The sequence below is a fragment of the Sphingomonas sp. Sph1(2015) genome, assembly GCF_001970915.1.
Lineage (GTDB): Bacteria > Pseudomonadota > Alphaproteobacteria > Sphingomonadales > Sphingomonadaceae > Sphingomonas > Sphingomonas parapaucimobilis.
This window is the reverse complement of the sequence record NZ_MQUI01000027.1, coordinates 17523-38899: the sequence shown is the minus strand read 5'-3', so window position 1 is coordinate 38899 and position 21377 is coordinate 17523. Positions and strand designations below refer to the sequence as shown.

Below are 21377 nucleotides of genomic sequence, written 5' to 3'. Positions count from 1 at the left end.
GGGGCATGTCGGAAATCCAGAAAGGCGATAGCGAGATCATCCGTCGCCGGGCGGCGCTCGAACGGGCGATAGCCGGGGGCCGCTCCGTTGGATGGCTTCATCGTCTCTGGAGCCGTTTCGTGAAGACGCGTGACGGCGACCGATGCCTGAACTGCGGGCAGAAAGACGGAATCCAAGCCCACCACGTGATGCGCCGGACGCTTGTGCCCTTCGCGGGGCTCGAGCTTGGAAATGGCATTTCGCTTTGTCGGCCGTGCCACAAGCTGGTGCATGCCATGTTCAACGGTCGCCCTAATCCGGCCTTGCCGATGGGTGCCGCCCAGGGAGACGATCAGGAAGAATGGTCATTCCTGTTCGGGATACTAATGGACGATGCGACGAAGCGCGGGCTTGTGCATGACGAGCTCTACTTCCTGAGCGATGAGCTGCTCCATTTCTCCGTCGCCTACCAGGGATACGAACCGCTACTCGAAGCAGTCGCGGATGGAGAGTTCAGCCGGCTTCGCTTCATGCACGAGATCTGGCGTGCCATGCCGGAGCACTTCTACGTCGACCTGGCTTCGGAACTCGGCGCGGAGCTGTTGGCCGCCGGGCAATGAACGCTGGCGACATCGGAACTTGCCCATTCGATGATGCCGCGTCATCATGGCACGACGTAAATTGGGGGCATTCCAGCGCAATCAGTAAGTGCGTGGGAGGCGAGTCAGTACCGGCGGCACCTGGCGTGGGCGGCGGACCCCTGTCTAGGACTTGGCAGGTACAGGATGGCAACGAGGACAACGATCCGAAAACCCGCCGCAAAGGCCCCTGCAAAGCCTGTCCTGAAGCATTTCAGGATCAGTACTGGCCTCAAGGACCTGATCGGGCGCGACCTCATCACCGACGACTTCGTCGCGGTCTTCGAACTCGTGAAGAACGCATTCGACGCACGTGCAAGGAAGGTCGTCGTCGCGTTCGAGGAGGATGCGATCGTTATATCTGACGACGGCAAGGGCATGAGCCGAGCCGACGTCCTCGAAAAATGGCTGTTCGTCGCCTATTCCGCGAAGCGGGATGGGACGGAGGATCAGGACTATCGCGACAAAATCGGCGAGGCGCGCAGGGTCTACGCGGGAGCAAAGGGAGTAGGCCGGTTCTCCTGCGATAGCCTTGGCGAAACCCTCCTTCTGTGTAGCCGCGCCCGTGGCCAGGAGATCCAGACCCTGGAGGTCGACTGGCGCGACTACGAGAAGGACCCGAAGAAGGAGTTTGCCAAAGTAGGCGTCAGGTTGGGCTCGGCCAACGTCTTCCCGCCCGAGGCGTATCATTCCCCGACGGGCCTTGGGACGAGCCTCGTCATCCGCCGCCTTCGATCCGAATGGGACCGGGAGAAGCTACTCGACCTTCGGCGGGCCCTCAGCAAGCTCATCAATCCCTTCTCGACCAAGGGCGACAAGTTCACGATCGAAATCGTCGCCGCGGCAGAGGCCGAGGAAGACGCGGAGATCGAGGCCCTCAACGCCGAGCGCGATCCCGAGGACCCCGCGGGCTTCGTCGTCAATGGGATTATCGAGAACTCGATCCTGAAGGCGCTCGCCGAGCGGACGACCGTCATTCGCGTGAAGGCCATCGAGAGTGGCGATCGGCTGGAGACGGAACTCGAGGACCGCGGGGACATCGTCTACAGGATACGAGAGGCAAATCCGTACAAGCACCTCAAGGACGCAGGGTTCTCTGCCGACGTTTACTACCTCAATCGCAGCGCGAAGGTGACGTTCACCCGCCGAATGGGCGTGAGATCGATCAACTTCGGTTCGATCTTTGCATTCCGGAACGGCTTCCGCGTGTTCCCGATAGGGAATGAGGACGACGATTTCTTCGGCCTCAACAAGCGGAAGCAACAGGGCCAGAGGCGCTTCCTTGGCACTCGCGAGCTGGTTGGACGGGTCGACGTCCTGGGGGTGCCCGGGTTCGACGAGGCCACCAGCAGGGCTGGCGGCTTCATCCAGACGAAGCACGTCGACCAGCTGGTCGAGGCCGTGGTGGACAAGTGCATCAAGCGGCTCGAGCGCTATGTCGTCGACATCTCCTGGAAGGATGACTTCGACAAGGATGAGGCCGGCACTTCCCGGATGCGCCTCGATGCGAGCAGTGCGAAGATTGCGCAGCTCGTCTCGCGCCTCGCGGCTACTGAAGGCGTGGAAGTCGTTCACTACAATCCTGACCTCGTGCGCATCGTGGACGAGCGCTCGGAGTCATTCCTAGATTCCTTCCGGGCGCTGGAGTTGCTCGCGGAGAAGACAGGCAACAAGAAGCTGCTGTCCAGCGTCGACGTCGCCCGCGCGCGCATCGAGGCGTTGCAAGTAGCCGAGGCCGAGGCCCGCGAGGCCGAGCAGCGTGCCGAGGCGCGCGCCTTGAAGGCGGAAGGCGAAGTAGCAACGCTGGAAGGCATGCTCGACGACGAGCGCGGCCGTAACAGCTTCCTTATGTCGGCCGCGGCCCTAGACAAGGACACGATCCTAAACCTTCATCACCAGATTGGCATTCACGCCGCCGCAATCCAGAACAGCATCAAGCTCATGTCGGGGAAGTTGCGACGTGCTGCCGAGGTCAAGAAGGAGGACGTGCTTGGCTTCCTCGAGTCCGTGTCCTTCCGAAACAGCCAGATCCTGACGGCAGCGCGTTTCGCAAGCCGCGGGGGCTACAAGGAGCAAGCGTCGTCCCGGAAGGACGACCTTGCTCAGTTCATCCGGGACTACACCGACGCAATCGCAAATTCGTGGGCACCCGCCGGCTTGAGCGCGACCGTCAAGGGAGCAGAGAAGGGGTTCGAGCGGACGTTCAAGCCGATCGAGGTGGGCATCATCGTGGACAACCTCGTATCAAACGCAGGCAAGGCGGAAGCATCCTCGCTCTTGCTGGCGCTGTCAGTCGAGAAGCGGGATGGCAAGCAGGTGCTCGTGATCGATGCGGCGGACGACGGCGTTGGCTGGAACAAGTCGCTGAAGCCGCTCGATTCAATGTTCGAGATGGGTGTCACGACGGGAAAGGCGGGATCGGGCCTTGGCCTTCACCATGTCCGGCAGGTCGTCGGCACGATGGGGGGGACAATCGAAGCGATGCCCGAACCGTATGACGACGCACACCCGGGAGCCCACATTCGCATCAGGCTGCCGGCATGAGGTTAGACTTCCGGCTTCTGGTCATCGACGACCAGCCTAGCGAGATCGAGGAGGCGATCGAGATGCTGCGCATGGAACTGGAGGACAAAGGCTTCCGGCTCGAGGTGGAGATTGCCAAGGATATTTCGGCCAAGGGAATCGACGAGTATTGCAAGTCCGAGGGACGGAACATCGATCTGGCCATCGTCGACTATAAGCTTGGCGAGGGCGACTTCGATGGCGCCCTCGCGGCGAGCACCGTCCGCCGCCGCCTGAAATACACCGACATCATCTTCTACTCGACAAGTCCACGGGACGAGCTTGCGGCCAGGATGGCCGAGCACCACGTCGATGGCGTGTTCATCGCCTCGCGAGCGAATGACCTCGACGACGTGCTGCGCGGCGTTGCCGACACGATCGTCGGCAAGGCGGTCGATCTCAACCACATGCGAGGCATCGCGATGGCCGAGGTGGCGGAGATGGACCTGCTAATGGAGGAAATACTCGCCAAGGCCTTTGCGTCAAAAAATGATGCCTTTGTCGCCAAGGGCCGGGAGCGCGTCGAAAAGCTCCTCGACAACGAACGGACAAACATTGCGGCGCTGGAGAAACTCATCGGTCGCAGCGACGTCGTCGGCATCGTGACCGACAACATGATCTTTGGATCAACCTACAAGTGGCAAGCAGTTTCCAAGCTCGGCGAGATGGCTCTCGACAAGAACCATGATGCCTGCAAGGTCTTCGCCGACTACGAGGCACAAGTCATAGCGAAGCGCAACTTGCTCGCACACGCCCGGGCAACGACGGACGACGGGAACAATGCCTCCTTGCGGGCCATTCGCCAAGGCAAGCCGGACGTTGAGATCGATGATGCGTGGATGGTCGAGTTCCGCGGCCAGCTAACACGGCAGCGCGATGCGCTACGGACGATCTGCGAGGCGATTCATGGCGCCTGCCCCGCCTAGCCAGTCCGAAGGACTCCAGCCAGACACTCGCCGATCTGCTCTGCTAGAAGCGGGGGAACGGCGTTGGCTACCTGCGTGAACCGAGGGATCTCGGTCCGCCGCGACAGGCCACCCGTCGTGTATTTACCCTTGAACGCGAACCAGTCGGGGAATGATTGGAGCCTCGCGTTCTCGCGCACGGTCAAGGTCCTTGGCTCACGGTAGTGCAACAAGTCCTCGGGCATGCTCGTGATGGTCGGCGCTGGCGCGAGCGGGTCGAGGACCCGAACCGCGATCTTCTTGAGCCCATGCTTGCGCCGCAGCTCTGGCGAGATCACCTGGTTCAGCCTGCCGTCCTCCCCGCTACTTCGGATAATATCCGCGAAGCGCGTGCTTATTTCCGGCGCATGCCTGGCGAGGCGTGTGTCGCTGGGCTGGCGACCGTACCCCTGTTGCATGGCGCGCTGGAACGCAGAGATCGGACCACCGTAGGCTATCGCCTTGTACCCAAAGGAATCGGGGCAATCGATGGTACCTGCCCTGCCGACCTCCAGGTCGGAAATGGCATCGCGCGATGTCGTGCCCAACGGCAAGCCCCTTGATGCCAGGAACCTGCTCGCGGTCCCCTTCAATCGCCTGAAGAAGGAGTCGACCGCTAGGCTAGCCGCGATGTCGCGGCGTATCCCGATCAGGAAGAACCGAGGCCTGGCCTGCGGGACGCCAAAGTCGCTGGCCACGAGGATCGTGTCCACGGTTTCGTAGGTAGTGGACAGCCGTTCCTTCAGTTCCGCCGCGAAGTTGCGGCCTTCGCCTGGCATCCCTCGCCCGAAGTCAGACGTGAATCCCCTGACGTTCTCGATGAGCACTGCCCGTGGTTGGATCTCGTCGACGATCGCGAGGTATTCCTCGAATAGTCGGTTGCGGGGGTCGTCGGCTTGTCGCCTCCCGGCATGCGAGAAACCCTGGCATGGCGGACCACCAGCGATCAGGTCGACGTTGCCACGCATCTGGTCGACAAAGTCGCGGCATTGCTCGCGGAACGCGGCGATGTCCCATGCTTGCTCAGCGACGCCTGCCGGCCATGTCATGCGCAGCGGCGCATCATCCACCAAGAAGTTCGCGCGATATGTCTCGAACGCGAACGTGTCCTTCTCGATCGCGACGCGGCATTCCCACCCCGCTCGCTTTAATCCAAGGCTAAGGCCGCCGCAGCCCGCGAAGGCGTCGATGAACGACAATGGCTTGTTGGCCGGACTAGCCATTCGAGCTGGCCCACCTTGGGTGCGCTAGGGCGCCCCTTCGCGGATCGACGCGGCAAGTTCCATGGCGCGCGCAGCAACCTTGCCCCGGGGTCCAAGCTCGCATTCCCATACCACGAGCACGCGCCAGCCCGTTGCTTGCAGCTCGCCAATGACGCGTGCGTCCCGCGAGACGTTTCGCTCGAACTTGTCGATCCAGAACTGCGTGTTTGACTTTGGCGTGGTGGCGACCTTGCAGCCCTCGTGGCGATGCCAGAAACAACCATGGACGAAAATCGCCGTCTTGTAGCGAGGAAGCACGATGTCGGGCTTGCCTGGCAACTTTCGATTGTCGAGGCGAAACCGGAAGCCGAGGGCGTGGAGCGCCTTCCGCAGCGCCACTTCTGGCGACGTGTCTCGAGACCTGATGCGAGACATCCGCTCGGAACGCTCCGCCGGGGTGAGGGTGTCGACCATCCACCCTGTCAGCCTTTCTGGTCCCGCTGGACCAACTCGAAGAATGGCAGCCCTCGGATGACCTCCCCCGGGACGTCGAAGGACTTGTACAAGCACTGGTGGTTCTGGAGGGACTTCACGCGCTCCGCCATTTCCGCAAGCGATCCGGTGAGCCCAAGCGCGGACAACTCGGCAGGAGTGACGTTGGGCACCTTGTGTACGAACCAAGTCAGGAGCGGATCCCGATAATCAGTTGCGTTGACCTTGAAGTGGCGGAGATATTGCGAGGCGAGGATGATGCCGACGCCAAACTCGCGTCCTTGCAGCAACAGCTTACGCAGCACGTCGAACTCGTAGCGCATGATATTGTCCGCCTCGTCGACCAACAGGTAGGAGTCGATCGCGCGGAGTTGGGGGGCGGTTCCCAGGAATGGCCGCTTCGGAATTCTGAGCATGTTCTCGTAGAATAGGTTGAGCATGACGGCGACGAGCATGTTCTTGCTGCGATCGTCCTGCCCAAGCGCGTCGAGGGAGATCACGACCACGCCGTCGAGAAATTGGTCGAAGGGGATGGTCGATCGCGTATCCTGCGCAAATACCTCCATGTCGACGAGGTCGTCTATGATGGCCATGATCGAGTCCGACTTGCCCTCCAGCATCTCGGAGTAGATGGAGTGGACGTCGTAGAGCGTCGGGGGCGAACCCGGCAGGGAAGCATCGTACGCGGCGCGCACGGCCTTCTTTAGCTTGTCGCGCTGCACCGGGCCGATGCCCGAGTAGATCTTGTCCAGCACGTCGGCGAAGAAGCGGTAGCGGTGCAACCAGGGGGCAGTCATCTCCTCCATCGTGCTGGTATCGAACAAGTTGATAGGCAGGCGCTCCGGCCGGACGACCCTCGCCCCGGTCGCTGCCACGAACTCGGGGCTGCTATAGTCCCGCTTGTAGTCGAAGATCAGGAAGCGGGGTCGGATGCCCCGGTTCGCCTCGGTCGATTCCGAAATCTGGAGGATCAGGGACTTCAACAGCTGCGTCTTGCCCGTGCCGAGATCGCCTACCACGCCCATGTTCAGGTGGTTGAGCCTCGTGTCGCCGATGTTGAGCGATACCTCTCGTGGTTGGAAGCCATCGACGGTCTTGCCGACCTCGAGTACGACGCCGTTGCTCGCATTTTCCTCCACCGGGGCGGGATGGGCCTTGGCGGGGAGTGCAAGCGCGTCCTCCTCCTCGATTTTGGGATTTTGTCCTACTTCCGGGGTTGCCGTGGACGCGCATGCCGCCCCAGCCGATGCTGGTAGCGACTCCGCCGGGGCGGGTGCCGATTCCCCCGCCGACGCAGGGGGCGCTTCGGTGGGCGGGGCCGCCATCGTCGGCAAGAGACCCCAGTCTCCAACCTTGGCGCGAACGCTGTCGTAGAAGGGCGCTGCGTCCCCGCCCACGATGCATCCAGCGTCCTGCATCCCGATCGTGATGGTCTCGTCGAAGCCGTCGCCATCGCGATCTCGCGCGCTGCTCCTAGGGCTATCGTCGACGATTATGAGCCTTCCGCGCGCGTCGATCGAGACCGGGCAATTCTCGGCCAGCACCGCCGCGGCAACTCGCTCGTGGAAGGTGGACCAGCGTTCCTGGTCGACGACGTCGGGATGCTGGCTGTAGACCCTCATGCCGAAGCCGACGAGGGAAAGGAGGAGGTGCTGGAATGCGAGAGACCACGCCCGCGGCTGCCCCTCATGGGGAAGCATCGACTCGAGAAGCCGGGACATGGTCTGGGCCTGCTCGAGCGCGTCGGCGACTTCGGTCGCTGGGAAGCTGGAGCCGGGCCGGCACTTCACCTCGATTGGCGTAAGGTGGATGCGCACCGATTCGCCGGACAGGCGGACCCCGATGACGAGGAGGTCTGGACGAGAGAGACTTGCCTCCTTCGCCTTGCGCAAGGTCCTGGCGATGTCGGAAATGTACCCGCGAAAGGGATCGACCGGCACGATGATCGCGATATGCGCGTCATCGCCGCTTCCGCCGATCACTGGAAGAAGGCTCTCGACGTCGGCGATGGCGCGGAACCGATCCTGGAGCAACCTGACCGCGAGGAAGAGGCCGAGATCGCCAGTCGCGCCAGCATCATCGCCGGCAAGCCCGCGGATGGTCGGGATCCCCCGGCGGGCCACTTCGAGCAAGACTTCCTGGACTTTGTCCGCGGGCATCCCAGCGCATCCCGGCAGCCTCGCGAGCGCCTTGCCCAAGGCCTCGCGGTCTGCGTCCTTGACCCTCGACAGGAGGTAGTAGCCGTTGGTATCGCCTGCCCGGTGGGAATAGGATGGCAGGTCGTAGTCCCAGAGATACGTGCCCTCTAGCCACCCGCCGAGAAAGCAGGCTGGATCGATCGCCGACGAGGAAACAGCGACGAAGTCGGTCCTTCGGTTCTCCAGCATGTCGTGGATCGCGTTGACGTTCGGCGCGAAGCTTAGGCCCGCACGTTCTGCTCCAAGGTTTTCCATCGTCGCGATGCAGGCAGCAATCTTGTCGGCGAGGGCGTCGCCGGACATTGCCGGGGCGATGCCCTGGCGGGACTCGCTGATGAACGCCCCGGGGAGCTGCCTCCGGATCCGATGGCGGATAAGGCCTGCATGCCCAAGCGGCGTGCGATTCTCGACCCGGGAGGCACCGGGCTCGGACATGTCTAGCTGCGCGATGATGCCCAGGTCCGGCACTACCCCGGCTGGCTGGCCGTCGAACCAGCGGACCTTGTTCCCGGTGTCCTCGGACAGGTTTGCAATGCGCGCGTCGTCCGGTCGCGACGCGATGTCGCGGTCATCGAAGATGTTGACGTGGCGGTGTCCAACCGACTGTCGCACGGGACGTCCCTCATCTTCCTGGTACCGGCTCGCGCACCAGCCGATCAGGCCCTCGTTGCAAGCATCAGTCGTTCCTCCCGCGCTGGTCACAGCGATCCCGACGACCGGCTTCGCGGCCAGGAGATCCGAGACGTCATCCAGCGCGCGGCCAACCTGCGCAGCGCTGAACCCGACCGAGATGCCGCCAACGGATACGCCGAAGCCATCGCCGAACGGGGCCATCTGGGACCGTGCCGGGAGGCCAGTAAGCTGGCGCCCGTTCCACAGAACCGACCAATAGTCCGTGCCGTTCTCGACGGCGACGAAGTCAATATGGTCGATGCCCGCCGGCGAGCGGAGGGCCATCGAAAGGATGTCGGGGATGCAATCCGGGTCCAGGACGCTCGCGGCAGGACAGGGCTTGTCGGCCTCGTCCGATTCCAGAAGCACCATCTGCGCCATCGCTTGCCACGCGAGGCGTGTGGGGTGGAGCGGAGACAACAAGACGGCATCTGGCACCCGCGAGAGCGTCCGTCCATCTTGTTGCAGCGAGGTCACCGCGATGACGTCCACCCAGCATGCCACGTCCGGCTCTGCGGCTAGCCAGGCTTGGTAGGAGGACAAGTATTGCTCCAGCAGGCCGCGGAACGCTTCGTCAGTCGAGAGCCACTTCCCGAGCTGCGCGGACTCGACGAGGCCCGTTTCGTCCCCGCCGCCCCGGATGCGATCCGCCAAGGCCACACGAGCCTCGACGAAGCCGGGGGGTGGCAGGAACTCCGAGGGCGCGGGACGCGGATCCTTCAGGAAGCGCCCGCTTGAGAACACTGGGCCATTGGCTTCCGACCAGCTCGGCTGCACCCATGACCCAACGTAGTCATCAGCGATGATGACCGGCATGTAGGACCGGGCAGCTAGGTCGGCCGACAGCATCCAATCCTGAAGGCTCGACGATCTTGCATTGCGGTTGAGCTGCACGATTGCCCGTGCCTCCGTGGGCTGCAAGACGCGACGGTTTGCACGGATGAGCCGCTCGAACTCGCTGCGACAGCCTTGCTGCTGGAACTCCTCGATCGACAGGAATGCCCTACAAGCCTCGTGCGAGACGGTGCCGTCGGGCGCCTCGCGCTCGAAGCCGATGTCGAGTTGGTAGTTGCCGTCAAGCTCGACCTCGACCTGGTATTGCCGCGGCCGGATCGTTCGCACGGCCAGTGTCGCGGCGGCATCCCCTCGCTCCGCGGCATCATCAGGATTGCCAGCGGCGGTCTCGTCGAGCGAGATTCCCGGCGAGCAAAAGACTAGCAACTCGTAGCGGCCGGCTCCCGGGAGCAACAGGCTGGCCTCATACTCAGGCCTCCCCTTGCCCTTCCGGCGCTTGGGCGGCGTCAACTTGCGGGCAAGGCGGCATGCGACGAAGATGCCCGGCGCCCAGGTCGCGAGTGAGACCACCTTGATGGCGCCAGGCTTGAAGTGCTCCGCCGATGCCACGTATCGCATGGGAGTCCGGTGGACCGGCGGCGCCGCGTCCTGGAATGTTCGGCCGCTGTCTGCGCGAACTTGGCCAACCTCCTTCCCGGAGCGACCGCCCGGCGTCCGCTCGATCGTGACGACCGCGTTCGAGGCATCGATCCCGACTGTCTCGAACTGGAGTTCCACCTGCTCTTCGACGAGGACCGGCATGCCCTTGCCCAGCGGGACGATGCCGTTGGAGCATACCATGATGATGTCGCCCGTTGCTGACGCCTCCTCGGCAAGCAACTCTGACCATTTCTCGACCGTCAGACTGGTCCACCAGGCAGGGGCCGGGATGACGGTCAACCCGAAAGCAGGGGCGTAGTAGGCAGCAGCGGCCCTTTCGAAGGCCGTCGGGCGGTCGCAGGCGACCCTGAGATGGGCCAGGAAGTCGCTAAGCGCGGCGATGTCCTCGTCGGCAGCCGATTCCTGGGCACGTGCCACGCCGGCATTGAAGCCGTCGGCAAGGGCATCGGCGACCTTCTCCAGGGTCGACACTTGCTCCCTTGGCGAAAGGCCACCCGACTGCATCGGCGGCAGCCCACATGCTAGGCTCAGGCGGGACGCCGGAGAGAGGTCGTCGCCGACCGGGTAGGCAGAGAAAACGCGCGACACAACGCGCCATGCCGAGGCGCGCTGGGTCCGATCCCTGTCAACCTCGTCGCAGGCACTCGCGGCATGCTCGACCAGCACTCGTGCGCTCTCTCGGCTCTCCTCCGGGACGCCCGCTTGCGCAATGCCAATGCCGACGACTTCCTGCAGGAACTCGTCGGCCCACCACTCCTCGAAGGGGACGTTGCCGGCGCTGTTCGCTGCGAGCATGCCGAACTCGTCCGTTGTCGTCGAGACAGACTTGTTGCTGTGCTGTCCGGGTGGGACGAGGGCTACGTAGGTGGGGCGTGCCGGGGAATTCCGTAGCACCAACAGGTGGGTCTCGTCGCAATGGCCGGATGCGCCGACAGCTGGGTTGACCTGGCCCATGGCGAGCGATGGCACCTGGAGCAGGATCGGTACCGGAGGGCCGTCGTGCCCACTCCCGTCCACGAGCATGTCGAACACGTCCCGGAGTATCTCTAGCGGGGGGCCGTGGAAGATCAGGCGTACCTCGGCACCTTCGTCGGCCACGGCCTGGTCAAGCCTAGACCTAACGATCGTCGCTAGCGCGGCAGCGAGCCGGTTCATGCCGCGGGCTCCGCGAAGGGCGGCACGAGCAGCATGCCGCTCTCGGCATCGGGGCTGTCGAGGACGAGCCCGAGCATCCGCAGCTGGCTTCCGAGGTCGTTCTGGGCAATGTCGCGATGGTCGATCGAGATGCCGTAGCTCGCGAGGTGCTGCGCAAGGCGACGCACGGACCTCGGACCGGTCGTCCCAGCCAGCGAGCAATGCACGAGCGCGAGGACGGCGACTGGCCCGAGGCCGACCACCCACGGGCTCGATTTGCTCGGCCCCTTCTTGCGTAGCGCGTACCCCTGGTCATAGCCGCGGAGGATGTCGCTCGCGGCTTGCCGCTGGCCAAGGACGTGCCTGGCGAATTCCATGATGTTCGACCCAATCCCCTTTCGGCACAGTATCGCTCGGTTCTCCCGTTCCTGCACCTCCTCTACCGTCTCGAGGAGGCCAGGGCGGTTCAATGCTGTGGGTGCCCGCCTGATCGCCTCGCATAGGGCGAGCAGCCCTGCCGCGGAGCCGAGGTCCCCCTCGAATGCCGTTCCCGCGTCCTCGAGGGCCCACAGCACCGCATTGATGCCGATCCGCGACTGCAGGAAGGACGAGGCCCTGTCCTTGATCGCCGGCAGGGCCCGGTCGCCGTAAGAAAGGTACGAGAACGAGGCGGGGAACATTGCCGACTGAGCCTCCTCGATGGTGGTTGGCCCGCCACCCGTGAGCGCGGCGCGAGCAGCTGCCCACGCCCGGTCATGCACGTCGCAAAGCCAAACGACATGGGAGACCGTGCCAATCCGGAGGATTGCCTCCAACAGGCTGGTCCATTGACGGCGGGTCATCGAACCCTTCGCGCCAAGGACCGAGACCAGGTCGTGCGTGAATTGCCTTGCCGGGTAAGACAGGCCAGCGCGATCAGTTGGCGAGAGCGAGCCCACGTCCCCCGGCGGCACTTGCTGCCATTCAGGGCTCGGGACCCAGGCCCCTATCTCTCGCTGCAGGAAGCGAGCAAAGACGTCATCATCGTCGTCGACCGACAGCGCGCTGAACAAGCTCGCCCAGATGGCTTGTGCGGCGCCTGCGTCGTCGGACCCCAGCCATACCATCCGCCGGACGAGCGAGCCAGCGGACCAGGGATTGCCGGCAAGGCGCGCCGAGCCCGAAAACGCGGCGGCCTGTGGCACGAGCGGAGTCACCTGCAGGAAGCGCTTCGAAGACTGGTTCGGAAGCTTTGGGCTTTCCAATGCGGAATGGAGCATGATGTGGAAGGAGTCGGGGTCCAACGCCGCTCCATCGCGCTCTCGGCGGCGATTGCGAAACTTCTGGATTTCCTTGTCGAGGTCACGTCCCTGTTGCGGGACTGCGCCCTCCGAAAGCCCTCGAAAACCGGCGACGCGGTACAGGGAGGCCAGGATGACCTCGGAACTCGCATATTCCGGGGCGGGCGTCATTGCCAACACCGAGCTGGAATAGGCTTCGTGGGAAGATTTCCATGGCTCTTCGCGGAACTTGGCAAGGCTCATCGTCCCGTCCCTCCGCGATGCGCGGCGAAACCCTGGCGGCGCTCCTCCACCACGACCTCGCCTGCGCCGATTCGTATCTGCGCGCGGTCAAGGATGTCGCGGTCGCGCACGATCGGCCCGGATAGCCGCGCACGCGCGGTGTCAAGCAATGCCAACACCGTGCGAGGAAGCGAGGCGACCGACATTCCACGCTCGAGTTCCTTCACGGCCCGGAACAGCTCGAACGTCAGGGCGATTGGCTGGGACGACCGTCCAGCGCCCACCTTGAGGAAGGATATCGGATTTCGCGGGCGATCGACGGCATGCTCTTCGAGGGGCTTAACCGGTCGGGCTGGCACCACGAGGGTGGCGCGCTGCATCGGCGGGGGAAGTGGCTGGCCGAAGGTGGTGGTGAGCGATATCTCGAAGTCTTGGTTCGTGTTGAGGAGGCGTTCGACCTCGCGCGCGACGTCGTAGAGGTCGCTTCCCGCCTTGTCCTCGACCACGGCTTGGAAATCCGCGAGGATGCTGGCGTCCAGCACCGCGGCCGTGCGCGCGCCGATCGTTCGCCTGACGATGCGACAGGCAAAGTCGCGGCACATGCGCTGAACCCTGCTGGCGGCCTGGGGGCGCTTACGCCGGATCGCACTATTGGAAAGGTCCGCGTCGAGTGTGGCGAGCCTGTCGAGCAGCTCCATCTCGATTCGTGGGATGACCTGAGACCTCCGTATGTAGTCGAGTCCCTCGCTGATCGAGCGGCTGAACCTGACATCGAGGTCCCGCAGCCACCACGTCGCTCGCTGGGTCACCTGAACTTCGGTGTCCGGGTCCGCCATCGCCGGGTCCATGATATCCACGAGGCCATCGAGGGACATTCCGATGGTCGCCGGGAGATACTGGACGCGCCGGGACGCCAGGAACCAGTGCAGGCCCATGGCGGTGTTGTCGTCTTCGAGGCCCAGCTCCTTGATGTCACGAAGCAACGATGGCCCAGCCTCCTTGTCCCAGCGGTGGAACAGCGCATGCTGGTACTGCGCAGTAACCAGCTGGAATAGCGCCATCGAGGTGTCGCGGGACGGCTTGCCTCGACGCCGCGCGAGGTCGTCATGCTGCATGAGACGAGCTGCCCAGGTACATGGCGGGACACCAGCGTTCCGCGACGACACTTGGTGGCCCGCCAGCAGGTACGAAGCCAGCGAGAACAGGTCGCGAAAGCTCCATCTCTTGCCGCTGGCCACCTCATACCATCGCAGTATCTTCAGCAAGGATGACCGTTCCCGCTCGCGGGCGAGCTGTTCGCGGCTGCCGCAAAATGGACAACCAGCACCGGCTTCGCAGGAGCCCGGCTCGGCCCATTTCTCCGCGTCCAGAGCCGCGGCGAGGATAGCGCTGGCCGGCGACGGCCCCCCGGCGAACGGGCTAACCAGAAGCGATTCTGCGTCCATGGGCCAGACGGCTACTTGCGGGAACGACGGGAGCGGCCAGCATGGCGGGGCTTCCGGGAACAGCCCCACGGCACGTGCCACCGCTTCCAGCAACTCCCTGCCCCGCGCGGCCCCGGTATCCATTGCCTCGATCAAGGCGTCGTCCAGCACACCACGATTGACGCAGCACAGGTAGGCTTTATCGACATCGTCGATGGCTGCGGAGATCTCGGATAAAAGCAGTTGCGCTGCCGTGCGGGTCTCGACGCCCGTGACGACGGAGGCATCCTGCACCACCAATAGCCGTCCGGCGACTTCGCCTCCGCCGACCTCCCGAAGGCCCACGTCTACCACGCGCGGCACGATGCCGTCTTCGGGCGAGAACGCCTCGGCAAGCGTGGACACCAGACTGGATCTGGCTCCCAGCGCGGTGTCGAGCCAGCGTATGGTAGACTCGATCGCCTCGGTCTTGCCGTTACCCGGGCCGCCGACCAGCAGTAGGATGCGCGGCGTGCCGGGCTCGCTCTTGGCATAGGCCTTGGCCCAGGTCTCGAGGCGATGCAGCAAGTTCGTCTCGAACACGACGCTTCCCGGGCGACCGCTCTCGTCGTCGAAGAGCCGCCGAACTCCACCCGCCCGGTGCCCGGCCCAGTTGACCAGCTGCGCGGGAAACTCCGGCGCCCACTCCCCGTTCGTCATGCCGCTCCCCTGGCTACGCGATCGCAGCAATCGGCTGCCCGCCGCGCGCACCCAGGAATTTCGATCGCTGCTCGGCAATTTCAGCAAGCAAGCCTTTCAACGCAATGCCGAGTGCCCGCGCAAGATATGGGGGCACGGCATTGCCCACTTGCGTGTATCGCGGGCATTCGCGCGTGCGCCTGTCCCCCCCCGTCGTGAATTTGCCCGTGAACCGAAACCAATCGGGAAACGACTGTAGTCGAGCACATTCGCGTACCGTCAGGATGCGAGGCTCCGAGTAATGGAGGATGTCGTCGGGCAATGTCGTAATCGTCGGTGCAGGCTCCCCGGCTGCCATCGGGTAGATCCTATGCTTCTTGAGGCCGTAGGTCTTGCGGCTCGCATCATCCATCCGAACGCCTTGGCGACATTCCGAGATAATGCGGCGAAAGCGCTCCTGCACGTCCCCGCGGTGGCGTGCCAAGCGCATGCTGTTCATCCCAGACGGCGCGTTCGCATGCATCAGCAACTGGTATGCAGTTCGAGGTGCACGGTAGGATGCCTCCTGGAAGCCACGCGGAGACTCCGCGTCTTCGCATGCGACAAGCTTCGCGCCTTCGACCTCGAGGTCGGATATTGCCGCGGCGCTACTTACCGTCGCCGGGAGTCCCAGCTCCGCAAGCTGCGCGGGCCCAGCCAGCTCGAGCAACTCGAACGCCCTCCGGGGCCCGCCCGGAGCCCATCGCAAGAGGTCCTTGCGGACGCCAATGGCGATCAGCCGGACGCGCCGCTGCGGTACGCCGAAGCGCGATGCGTCGACGAGGTCGCCTTCGACCGCGTAGCCTGCCTCGTCGAGGCTTTCGACAAGGCGGTCGAAAAAGGATTGGCGCCTTGGCGCCTCTGGCGAAGGGACGAGTTCAACGACATTGCGCCTATGATGGATGACCTTCATCCCAGGCACGTTCTCGAGGACGAGGAGTTTCGGCTTCAGAGCCTTCACCACCTCGACATACTTCTCGAAGAGCATGTTCCGGGGATCTTCCTCCTGCCGGCGTCCGGCAAAGCTAAATCCCTGGCAAGGCGGCCCGCCCGCCAGCACGTCGATCTTGCCACGAAGCGCCAGCAGGTCTGCCTTGTGCCGCTCGAGAAGCTCCTCAATGCCCCAAGCCTTTCGCTCCAGCCACTCGGGCCAGGAGAACGCTGACGGACCGGCGGGGTCATCGAGGAAGTTCGCGGAGAATGTTCCGAACGCCATTGGATCGCGTTCGATTGCGAAGCGGCCAGAAAATCCTGCCAACGACAAGCCAAGCGACAGGCCACCACAACCGGAGAATAAATCTGCAAAGCTAATCTGGCTCATCCTGGCCATCGTCCCCCGAACACTGTGCACCGCACGTCCATCCTAGCCAGCGGCGCCCGCGATGTCTCCAATAAAGCCATGGGCCGGTCCGAGTCCGAATGGGCTCGCAGTCGCGCCAATTGCGAGAACATACAAGGAACAAAGGCGTGGCGCAATAACTTGGAGCAGCCTCCCACAGGATCTCCAGCCTATCGCTTTCTGGTCGAAATTGCCTGAATCTTGGCGAAATTGGACGATTGGCTTGAGCTATATCCTTCAAGGGCGGCGGCGGCCCCGACGGCACGTGGAGCTGCTTATTCCTCCGGGCGCAAGGTCCACATCATGTGCGTACCTTCCTTGGCGCCGGCGAGGACTTTCGCGACGTCGACCGGGGCGAACTGACGCGTAACCGACCCGAGCGGGTAAAAGTCCGGCGTGAAGCTGCAAAACCGTCCCGCCTGGTCTAAGCAATGATGCGCCGCTTCCGGGAACATGTCGGGGGCGAGCGGATGATGGGCATTCGGATTGTGATAGACGCTAATTCCCTCGGTCCAGCTCTCCTCGTAGCCGGGTGCGTTGACGATCACGCGGAACATCTTGGGGAGCTGCGCCTTAGGGTCGTGATCGACGTTGTTGCCCTCGCGGATCATCAGGACGCGGCCGGACCCGAAGCCTGCTTTGAGACCCATCCGATTGAACTTGGCGATGGTGCCTGCAGTGGTGGAGACAACCGCACTGACATGCGCGGCGTCGGGCAGGCGGAAGAAGCCCGACGGGATCGTCTTGTCCTCGAAGCTGTGCGTCTCGATGACCTTCGTAACCCACTCGATCGATCCGTCACTGCGCGCTTCGGGGCTGGCCTCCACCTCGATCCCGTAAAGATATCGCTCGAGCGCCGAGCGCGTATGGATCATCGAGCCGGGCTCGGAGAAGTCGGCAACGGCGAGGACGAAGGGCTGGCCGGCGACGTTTGGACGCTCCCAATAGCGCTTTGCGAGCTTGCTGAAGAGCGCGCTGCCGAACTTGATCGGCATGTAGTCCTTTAGGAAGCGCAGCTGGTCCTCGGAAGTCGCGCGAACGGGCGGCGGGACAACGGTCCCGCCCTTGCGGGTCGGCCCGACGGTGACTGCCTCCATCGTGAAGCTACCGCGCAGGCCCGAGCAGACGAAGTCCGGTACCGGGTCGGAGCGGTCGAGTTCGAAGCCATTCTCAATCAAGGTAGCGAACAGGTACAACTCCCAGACTCGCTGGTCGAAGCCGGTAGTTTGGAACTGCTCGATGAAGTTGCCGTCGACGTCCTCGTACCAGCGCATCATTGGAGCGATGATGCCTTTGGCGGGTGAAAAGCTTTCCTCGGTCATCAGGATGGCGAGGTCCGCGTTGAGCGGGCTGGCGGGCTTTACCGGCGCGAAGAAGTCTATCGGGGCGCCCTTCTCGTCACCTTGGTGGTGCGCTTCTGGCTCCGCGTGCTCGGCAGCCGCGAGGGCGGCCGCCAGATCGGCCCTTGCCGCATCCGGGGTCTCGACGAACTCGGTCATGCCCGCGCTGCGATATCGCAGGCGCGCGTCGGGCGCGAAGATCATCCCGAAGAAGTCATTGTCGGCGATGTCCTGGATCAGCATGCCCAGGATGCTGCCGCCATCGGCCTCGAAGTATTCCAACTCGCGCCCGAAAATCTGCGAGATCGGTAGCCGAGCATAGCCGGCGAACGCATCGAATCGAAGCTTTGAAATGGATCTCATGGGGTAGCATCGCCTACCGACGCGCGAGAGGCTAGGAGCTGCGCGGCCGCTCCTGCCGGTCGCACCGCTTGCTGGCCTTCTCATCGGATATACCTCACATTCTTGTCCGATGAGATACCGCTTCACCAGCTTGCAAGCCACGATCGAGAAGCTTCTCGAGGCCGAGTACTTCCTCGCAGGAATGACGAGGAGCCAAGGGGCCGAGTTCGGCTACAACCTGAACGCATTCCTGGCGGCGTGTCGAAGCGTGACGTTCGTGATGCAGAAATCGCTATCGAAGGTTGCGGGCTTCGACGCGTGGTACGACAGCTGGCGGCAACGAATGAAGGCGGATCCCGCGATGGGTTTCTTCCTCGAGCTGCGCAACATCTCGCAGCACGAAGGCCCAGTGTCCTACGTCGGCGGATCGATTCCGTATCCGCCAGGCTGGACGTATCGGTTTGCCGGCAACCGAGAAGCAGTGCCGATGGTGCTTGTCGGGCGTGACATTGCCGCGGCATGCGGCGAGCACCTCGCCAAGACCTCCGGGGTTGTCGATGGGTTTCGTTCGGCGTTTCCGTACGAAAGCTGCATTCATGTCGCGTTGACGGCAGAGGGCATGGCAAGGCTCGGTTACTCGCTCGACGACGTGGGTGCATTGCTGGGCCTGCCGCCCGGATATCTCGAAGTTGGCGAGGCGATCGGCATCGAGGACAAGCTTCGAATGCTCAGGCGCGAGTTCGATCCGATCGAGGCCGACGGGCTCAAGCGACTGGTCCAGGGACGCTTCCAGCATGGAGGCGAGTACCTGATATTCGCTGCATCGACCGGCGCCGACCTCACCGACGACGTGGCGCGGCTGATTGAAGGTGGCAAGGAGGCACCGCTCGTCCCGCGCATGGCTGTCCTGACTGCGCTCGGCCGGCGCATCCAGGAGATGGACGCCGAATGAGGCAGATTTCGCCGTTCGCCCACAAAAGGGGAAGAGCATCAACCGATCGTCGGCGCCGATCGCCCGCGGCCGAACTGCCAGCTGATGCCGTCCGTGCGCATGATCCCGGAGGCGGCCTTGCCCATGTTCCGTTCGAGCACATTACGCCACGGCACCAAGGTAAAATCCCGCGACCGTTCGACCACCGCGAAACTCCCGCTTTCGAGATCGACCCTGCGCGCAATGACGCCCTCGATTCGCTCGCCCATCCGGGCCTGCTCGAAGCGTTTCCCAAGACTGGTGCCGATCCGCTCGCCGGCTTCGCGCAACTCTCGCTGGCGGAGGCTGTCGATCGCTCCGTCACGATACCGGAACGCCGACCGTTCGCCGTCGGCCAGTTGCTGCTCGATCAGCCACTGGCGCCGAGCCGCCAGGGCGATCCGAACCTCCCGCCCGTAACCGACATCGCGAATGACGCCATGGCCGCCTTCGTCAAGCTCGTGGTCGAGCCAGGTCGACGCGCCCTTGATGGACAGGTCGGCGACCGGGGACCGTGACAACACCGACAGCGTGACGGGCCTGTCTCGCTGCTGTCGCGCGGCATAGGCTTCAACTCGTGAGAGATGATCAGCGGGGATCGACCAGCTCCCGTCCGCCAGGCGATCCGGCCCGGCACCTGCGCGCCGCATCGCTTCCAGGCGGCGGACATGGCTGGCCGCAAATGCCTCGCTGGCGTTCGGATCGTGGCGCAGGTGCAGGTCGATCGAATAGCGCCCGCCGTTGGCGCGGGCGACCGCATCGACGGTACTATCGGCCTGCGTCGCCTCCATCCGCGACGGCGCAATCTGTACGGTTGCGCCTTCCGGCACGGCCGGTGTCGCGTCACCCCGGCCGATGTCGACATAGTGAACCCGGCCATCGACGCCGTCGATCATTAAATAGTGCCGGTCGCGATGCTCGTCGGAAAATCCGCGCTGGATCACGCGGCCTACGAGGGGCAGGCGCAGGTCGTTCGACACCACCTGCTCGACGCCTGCCCGGTCGAGACGCCGCGCGGTCAGCTCGCGCTGCATGAGCCGGATGATGTCGCCGCGCTCACCCATGCGGCACAACGTGTCCTCAAGCCCTTCCGCCAGCCGGTAGCGTCCGCCACCCAGATCTTCGGCCAGATCCATAGCCTTGAGCTTGCGCAATCGCCCCGCCGCTATGGATTGCTGGAAGGGATCATCGTCCGTCGCCGCCACGGTGCGTTCGCCATCCATGCGACGAAGCAACCGCCGGTCGATCGCGGTCAGCCGGTCCTGGTCGACATCATGGCGCAGCCGATCCTCGATCTCGCGATCGGTGCGGGGGCCGAGATCGAGCGTCACAAGCTCGGACGCGCGCTCGCGCAGGCCATGAGAGATATACTCGCGCGCGATGATGAGATTGTCGCCCCGATCGTCGACGCCGCGCAGCACGATATGGGTGTGCGGGCGCTCGGTATTGAAGTGGTCGACCGCGACCCAGTCTAGCTTCGTGCCGAGGTCGTGCTCGACCTGCGTCATCAGGCGGCGGACATAGGGCTTGAGGTCGGGATACTCGGCGCCGTCCTCAGCCGACACGATGAAGCGGAACTGATGCCGGTCGCCGGCGGTGCGCCTGAGGAAATCGTCGCCGTCGGCGCGGTCGGTATCCGGACCATAGAGCTCGCCCGGCAACCCCTCGCGCGTGACGCCGTCGCGCTGGATGTAGCGCATGTGCGCGCGGGCGGCTTGGCCGCCTTTGCCGCGAAGCCGGATGAGGCTTGCCTTCACCACCGCCCGGCGCGCGCGCATGCCTGTAAATCGATCGCGGCTCGAAAGCAGCCGGCCGACGCTCGCGCCGCGCCCGATCCGGCTGCCGTCGAAGCGTCGCGCCTTCACGCCAGTCTTGGTGCCGGCGAGCCGCGCCGCGGCGAGGATGCGCCCGCCATATGTCGTCGCGTGCCTGCCGTCCTTGCTCTGGCTCCTGCCCAGCTTGGGCTTGAAATTATCGTCAGGCATCGGAATGCCCCAAAGTCTCGCGATTTCGGGGCGGAAATGACAGATTTCCGCCATTCCTTGCAGGACTGTCTCGCAGCCGCAGGGTACTGTCTCCTGAAAAAAGGATGTGCAGACAATTACTTATGCAGGGTCGCGAGACACTGCCTTTATCTTGTTTCCCTTTCTTCCCTTCCTCCGCATCCCCCAGGCTCGAAAATGGGGCGGAACTGACGCCGAGCCGCCGCCGTCTATTCCCGCAAGAAAGCTCCCGATGAGAGCGCTTCGAGCATGTTATCGAGCACCCGGCCCGGCGTTCCTTGCCGCACGTATTCCAGCGCAATGCCGGTTCCCCGGCCCCCGAAAACCGATGCGCCAATGCCTCGCCTGCACCGTGTCCATACGGCCATTTCACCCAAATACGCGATGCGTTCATCTCGTGGTTCGACGCCGTAGCTGCGCCCTCGACCATGTTCATGACGACCTTCCGCGTGATCATCCTCACA

Annotated in this window: 12 protein-coding genes; 4 read left to right on the top strand and 8 right to left on the bottom strand. The window is 63.9% G+C overall.

Annotation, left to right across the window (positions count from 1 at the left end):
• Positions 1 to 5 precede the first annotated feature (5 nt).
• The 3 genes from BSZ14_RS12050 to BSZ14_RS12040 all read left to right on the top strand — a co-directional run bounded on the left by BSZ14_RS12050 (position 6) and on the right by BSZ14_RS12040 (position 4105).
• Positions 6 to 599, top strand: a complete 594-nt coding sequence (locus tag BSZ14_RS12050) for an HNH endonuclease (protein ID WP_076711103.1) — start codon at positions 6 to 8, stop codon at positions 597 to 599.
• 165 nt (positions 600 to 764) lie between these two features.
• Complete coding sequence (locus BSZ14_RS12045; protein WP_083748228.1) at positions 765 to 3161, top strand: ATP-binding protein; 2397 nt, start codon at positions 765 to 767, stop codon at positions 3159 to 3161.
• Positions 3158 to 4105, top strand: a complete 948-nt coding sequence (locus BSZ14_RS12040; RefSeq protein WP_076711102.1) for a response regulator — start codon at positions 3158 to 3160, stop codon at positions 4103 to 4105. The genes BSZ14_RS12045 and BSZ14_RS12040 overlap by 4 nt, the downstream gene beginning before the upstream one ends.
• On the opposite strand, the gene BSZ14_RS12035 is transcribed toward BSZ14_RS12040, so the two are convergent.
• The 7 genes from BSZ14_RS12035 to BSZ14_RS12005 form a co-directional block, all read right to left on the bottom strand.
• Positions 4102 to 5346 carry a DNA cytosine methyltransferase gene (locus tag BSZ14_RS12035; protein WP_076711101.1) on the bottom strand — a complete coding sequence of 415 codons (1245 nt, stop codon included), beginning with the start codon at positions 5344 to 5346 and terminating at the stop codon, positions 4102 to 4104. The two genes, BSZ14_RS12040 and BSZ14_RS12035, sit on opposite strands and share 4 nt — an antisense overlap.
• Positions 5347 to 5370: 24 nt before the next feature.
• Positions 5371 to 5799: a very short patch repair endonuclease gene (locus BSZ14_RS12030; RefSeq protein ID WP_076711100.1), complete on the bottom strand. Its 429-nt coding sequence runs from the start codon at positions 5797 to 5799 to the stop codon at positions 5371 to 5373.
• A gap of 8 nt (positions 5800 to 5807) precedes the next feature.
• A complete protein-coding gene (locus BSZ14_RS12025; protein ID WP_076711099.1) occupies positions 5808 to 11297 on the bottom strand; it encodes an ATP-binding protein in 5490 nt (1829 codons plus the stop codon).
• Positions 11294 to 12799 (bottom strand): hypothetical protein, encoded by a 1506-nt coding sequence (locus BSZ14_RS12020; RefSeq protein WP_076711098.1) that lies wholly within the window; start codon positions 12797 to 12799, stop codon positions 11294 to 11296. The genes BSZ14_RS12025 and BSZ14_RS12020 overlap by 4 nt, the downstream gene beginning before the upstream one ends.
• Positions 12796 to 14901 (bottom strand): hypothetical protein, encoded by a 2106-nt coding sequence (locus BSZ14_RS12015; RefSeq protein ID WP_076711097.1) that lies wholly within the window; start codon positions 14899 to 14901, stop codon positions 12796 to 12798. The genes BSZ14_RS12020 and BSZ14_RS12015 overlap by 4 nt, the downstream gene beginning before the upstream one ends.
• A 13-nt stretch (positions 14902 to 14914) precedes the next feature.
• Positions 14915 to 16240, bottom strand: a complete 1326-nt coding sequence (locus BSZ14_RS12010) for a DNA cytosine methyltransferase (RefSeq protein WP_076711120.1) — start codon at positions 16238 to 16240, stop codon at positions 14915 to 14917.
• A gap of 293 nt (positions 16241 to 16533) precedes the next feature.
• The gene (locus BSZ14_RS12005; protein ID WP_076711096.1) at positions 16534 to 17961 is read right to left on the bottom strand and encodes a hypothetical protein; all 1428 of its coding nucleotides are present in this window, start codon (positions 17959 to 17961) and stop codon (positions 16534 to 16536) included.
• Between the two features lie 109 nt (positions 17962 to 18070).
• Between BSZ14_RS12005 and BSZ14_RS12000 the strand changes: the two genes are divergently transcribed.
• Positions 18071 to 18892 carry a hypothetical protein gene (locus BSZ14_RS12000; RefSeq protein ID WP_076711095.1) on the top strand — a complete coding sequence of 274 codons (822 nt, stop codon included), beginning with the start codon at positions 18071 to 18073 and terminating at the stop codon, positions 18890 to 18892.
• Positions 18893 to 18930: 38 nt separating this feature from the next.
• Here the strand turns inward: BSZ14_RS12000 and rlxS are convergent, their stop codons facing one another.
• The gene (gene rlxS / locus BSZ14_RS11995) at positions 18931 to 20949 is read right to left on the bottom strand and encodes a relaxase/mobilization nuclease RlxS (RefSeq protein WP_198930504.1); all 2019 of its coding nucleotides are present in this window, start codon (positions 20947 to 20949) and stop codon (positions 18931 to 18933) included.
• Positions 20950 to 21377 lie beyond the last annotated feature (428 nt).

Bases quoted from the DNA above. Each gene is read 5' to 3' on its own strand.
- BSZ14_RS12035 (WP_076711101.1), bottom strand. From the start codon at position 5,346: ATGGCTAGTCCGGCCAACAAGCCATTGTCGTTCATCGACGCCTTCGCG.
- BSZ14_RS12030 (WP_076711100.1), bottom strand. From the start codon at position 5,799: ATGGTCGACACCCTCACCCCGGCGGAGCGTTCCGAGCGGATGTCTCGC.
- BSZ14_RS12050 (WP_076711103.1), top strand. From the start codon at position 6: ATGTCGGAAATCCAGAAAGGCGATAGCGAGATCATCCGTCGCCGGGCG.
- BSZ14_RS12025 (WP_076711099.1), bottom strand. From the start codon at position 11,297: ATGAACCGGCTCGCTGCCGCGCTAGCGACGATCGTTAGGTCTAGGCTT.
- BSZ14_RS12020 (WP_076711098.1), bottom strand. From the start codon at position 12,799: ATGAGCCTTGCCAAGTTCCGCGAAGAGCCATGGAAATCTTCCCACGAA.
- BSZ14_RS12045 (WP_083748228.1), top strand. From the start codon at position 765: ATGGCAACGAGGACAACGATCCGAAAACCCGCCGCAAAGGCCCCTGCA.
- BSZ14_RS12010 (WP_076711120.1), bottom strand. From the start codon at position 16,240: ATGAGCCAGATTAGCTTTGCAGATTTATTCTCCGGTTGTGGTGGCCTG.
- BSZ14_RS12040 (WP_076711102.1), top strand. From the start codon at position 3,158: ATGAGGTTAGACTTCCGGCTTCTGGTCATCGACGACCAGCCTAGCGAG.
- BSZ14_RS12015 (WP_076711097.1), bottom strand. From the start codon at position 14,901: ATGACGAACGGGGAGTGGGCGCCGGAGTTTCCCGCGCAGCTGGTCAAC.
- BSZ14_RS12000 (WP_076711095.1), top strand. From the start codon at position 18,071: ATGAGATACCGCTTCACCAGCTTGCAAGCCACGATCGAGAAGCTTCTC.
- BSZ14_RS12005 (WP_076711096.1), bottom strand. From the start codon at position 17,961: ATGAGATCCATTTCAAAGCTTCGATTCGATGCGTTCGCCGGCTATGCT.
- rlxS (WP_198930504.1), bottom strand. From the start codon at position 20,949: ATGGCGGAAATCTGTCATTTCCGCCCCGAAATCGCGAGACTTTGGGGC.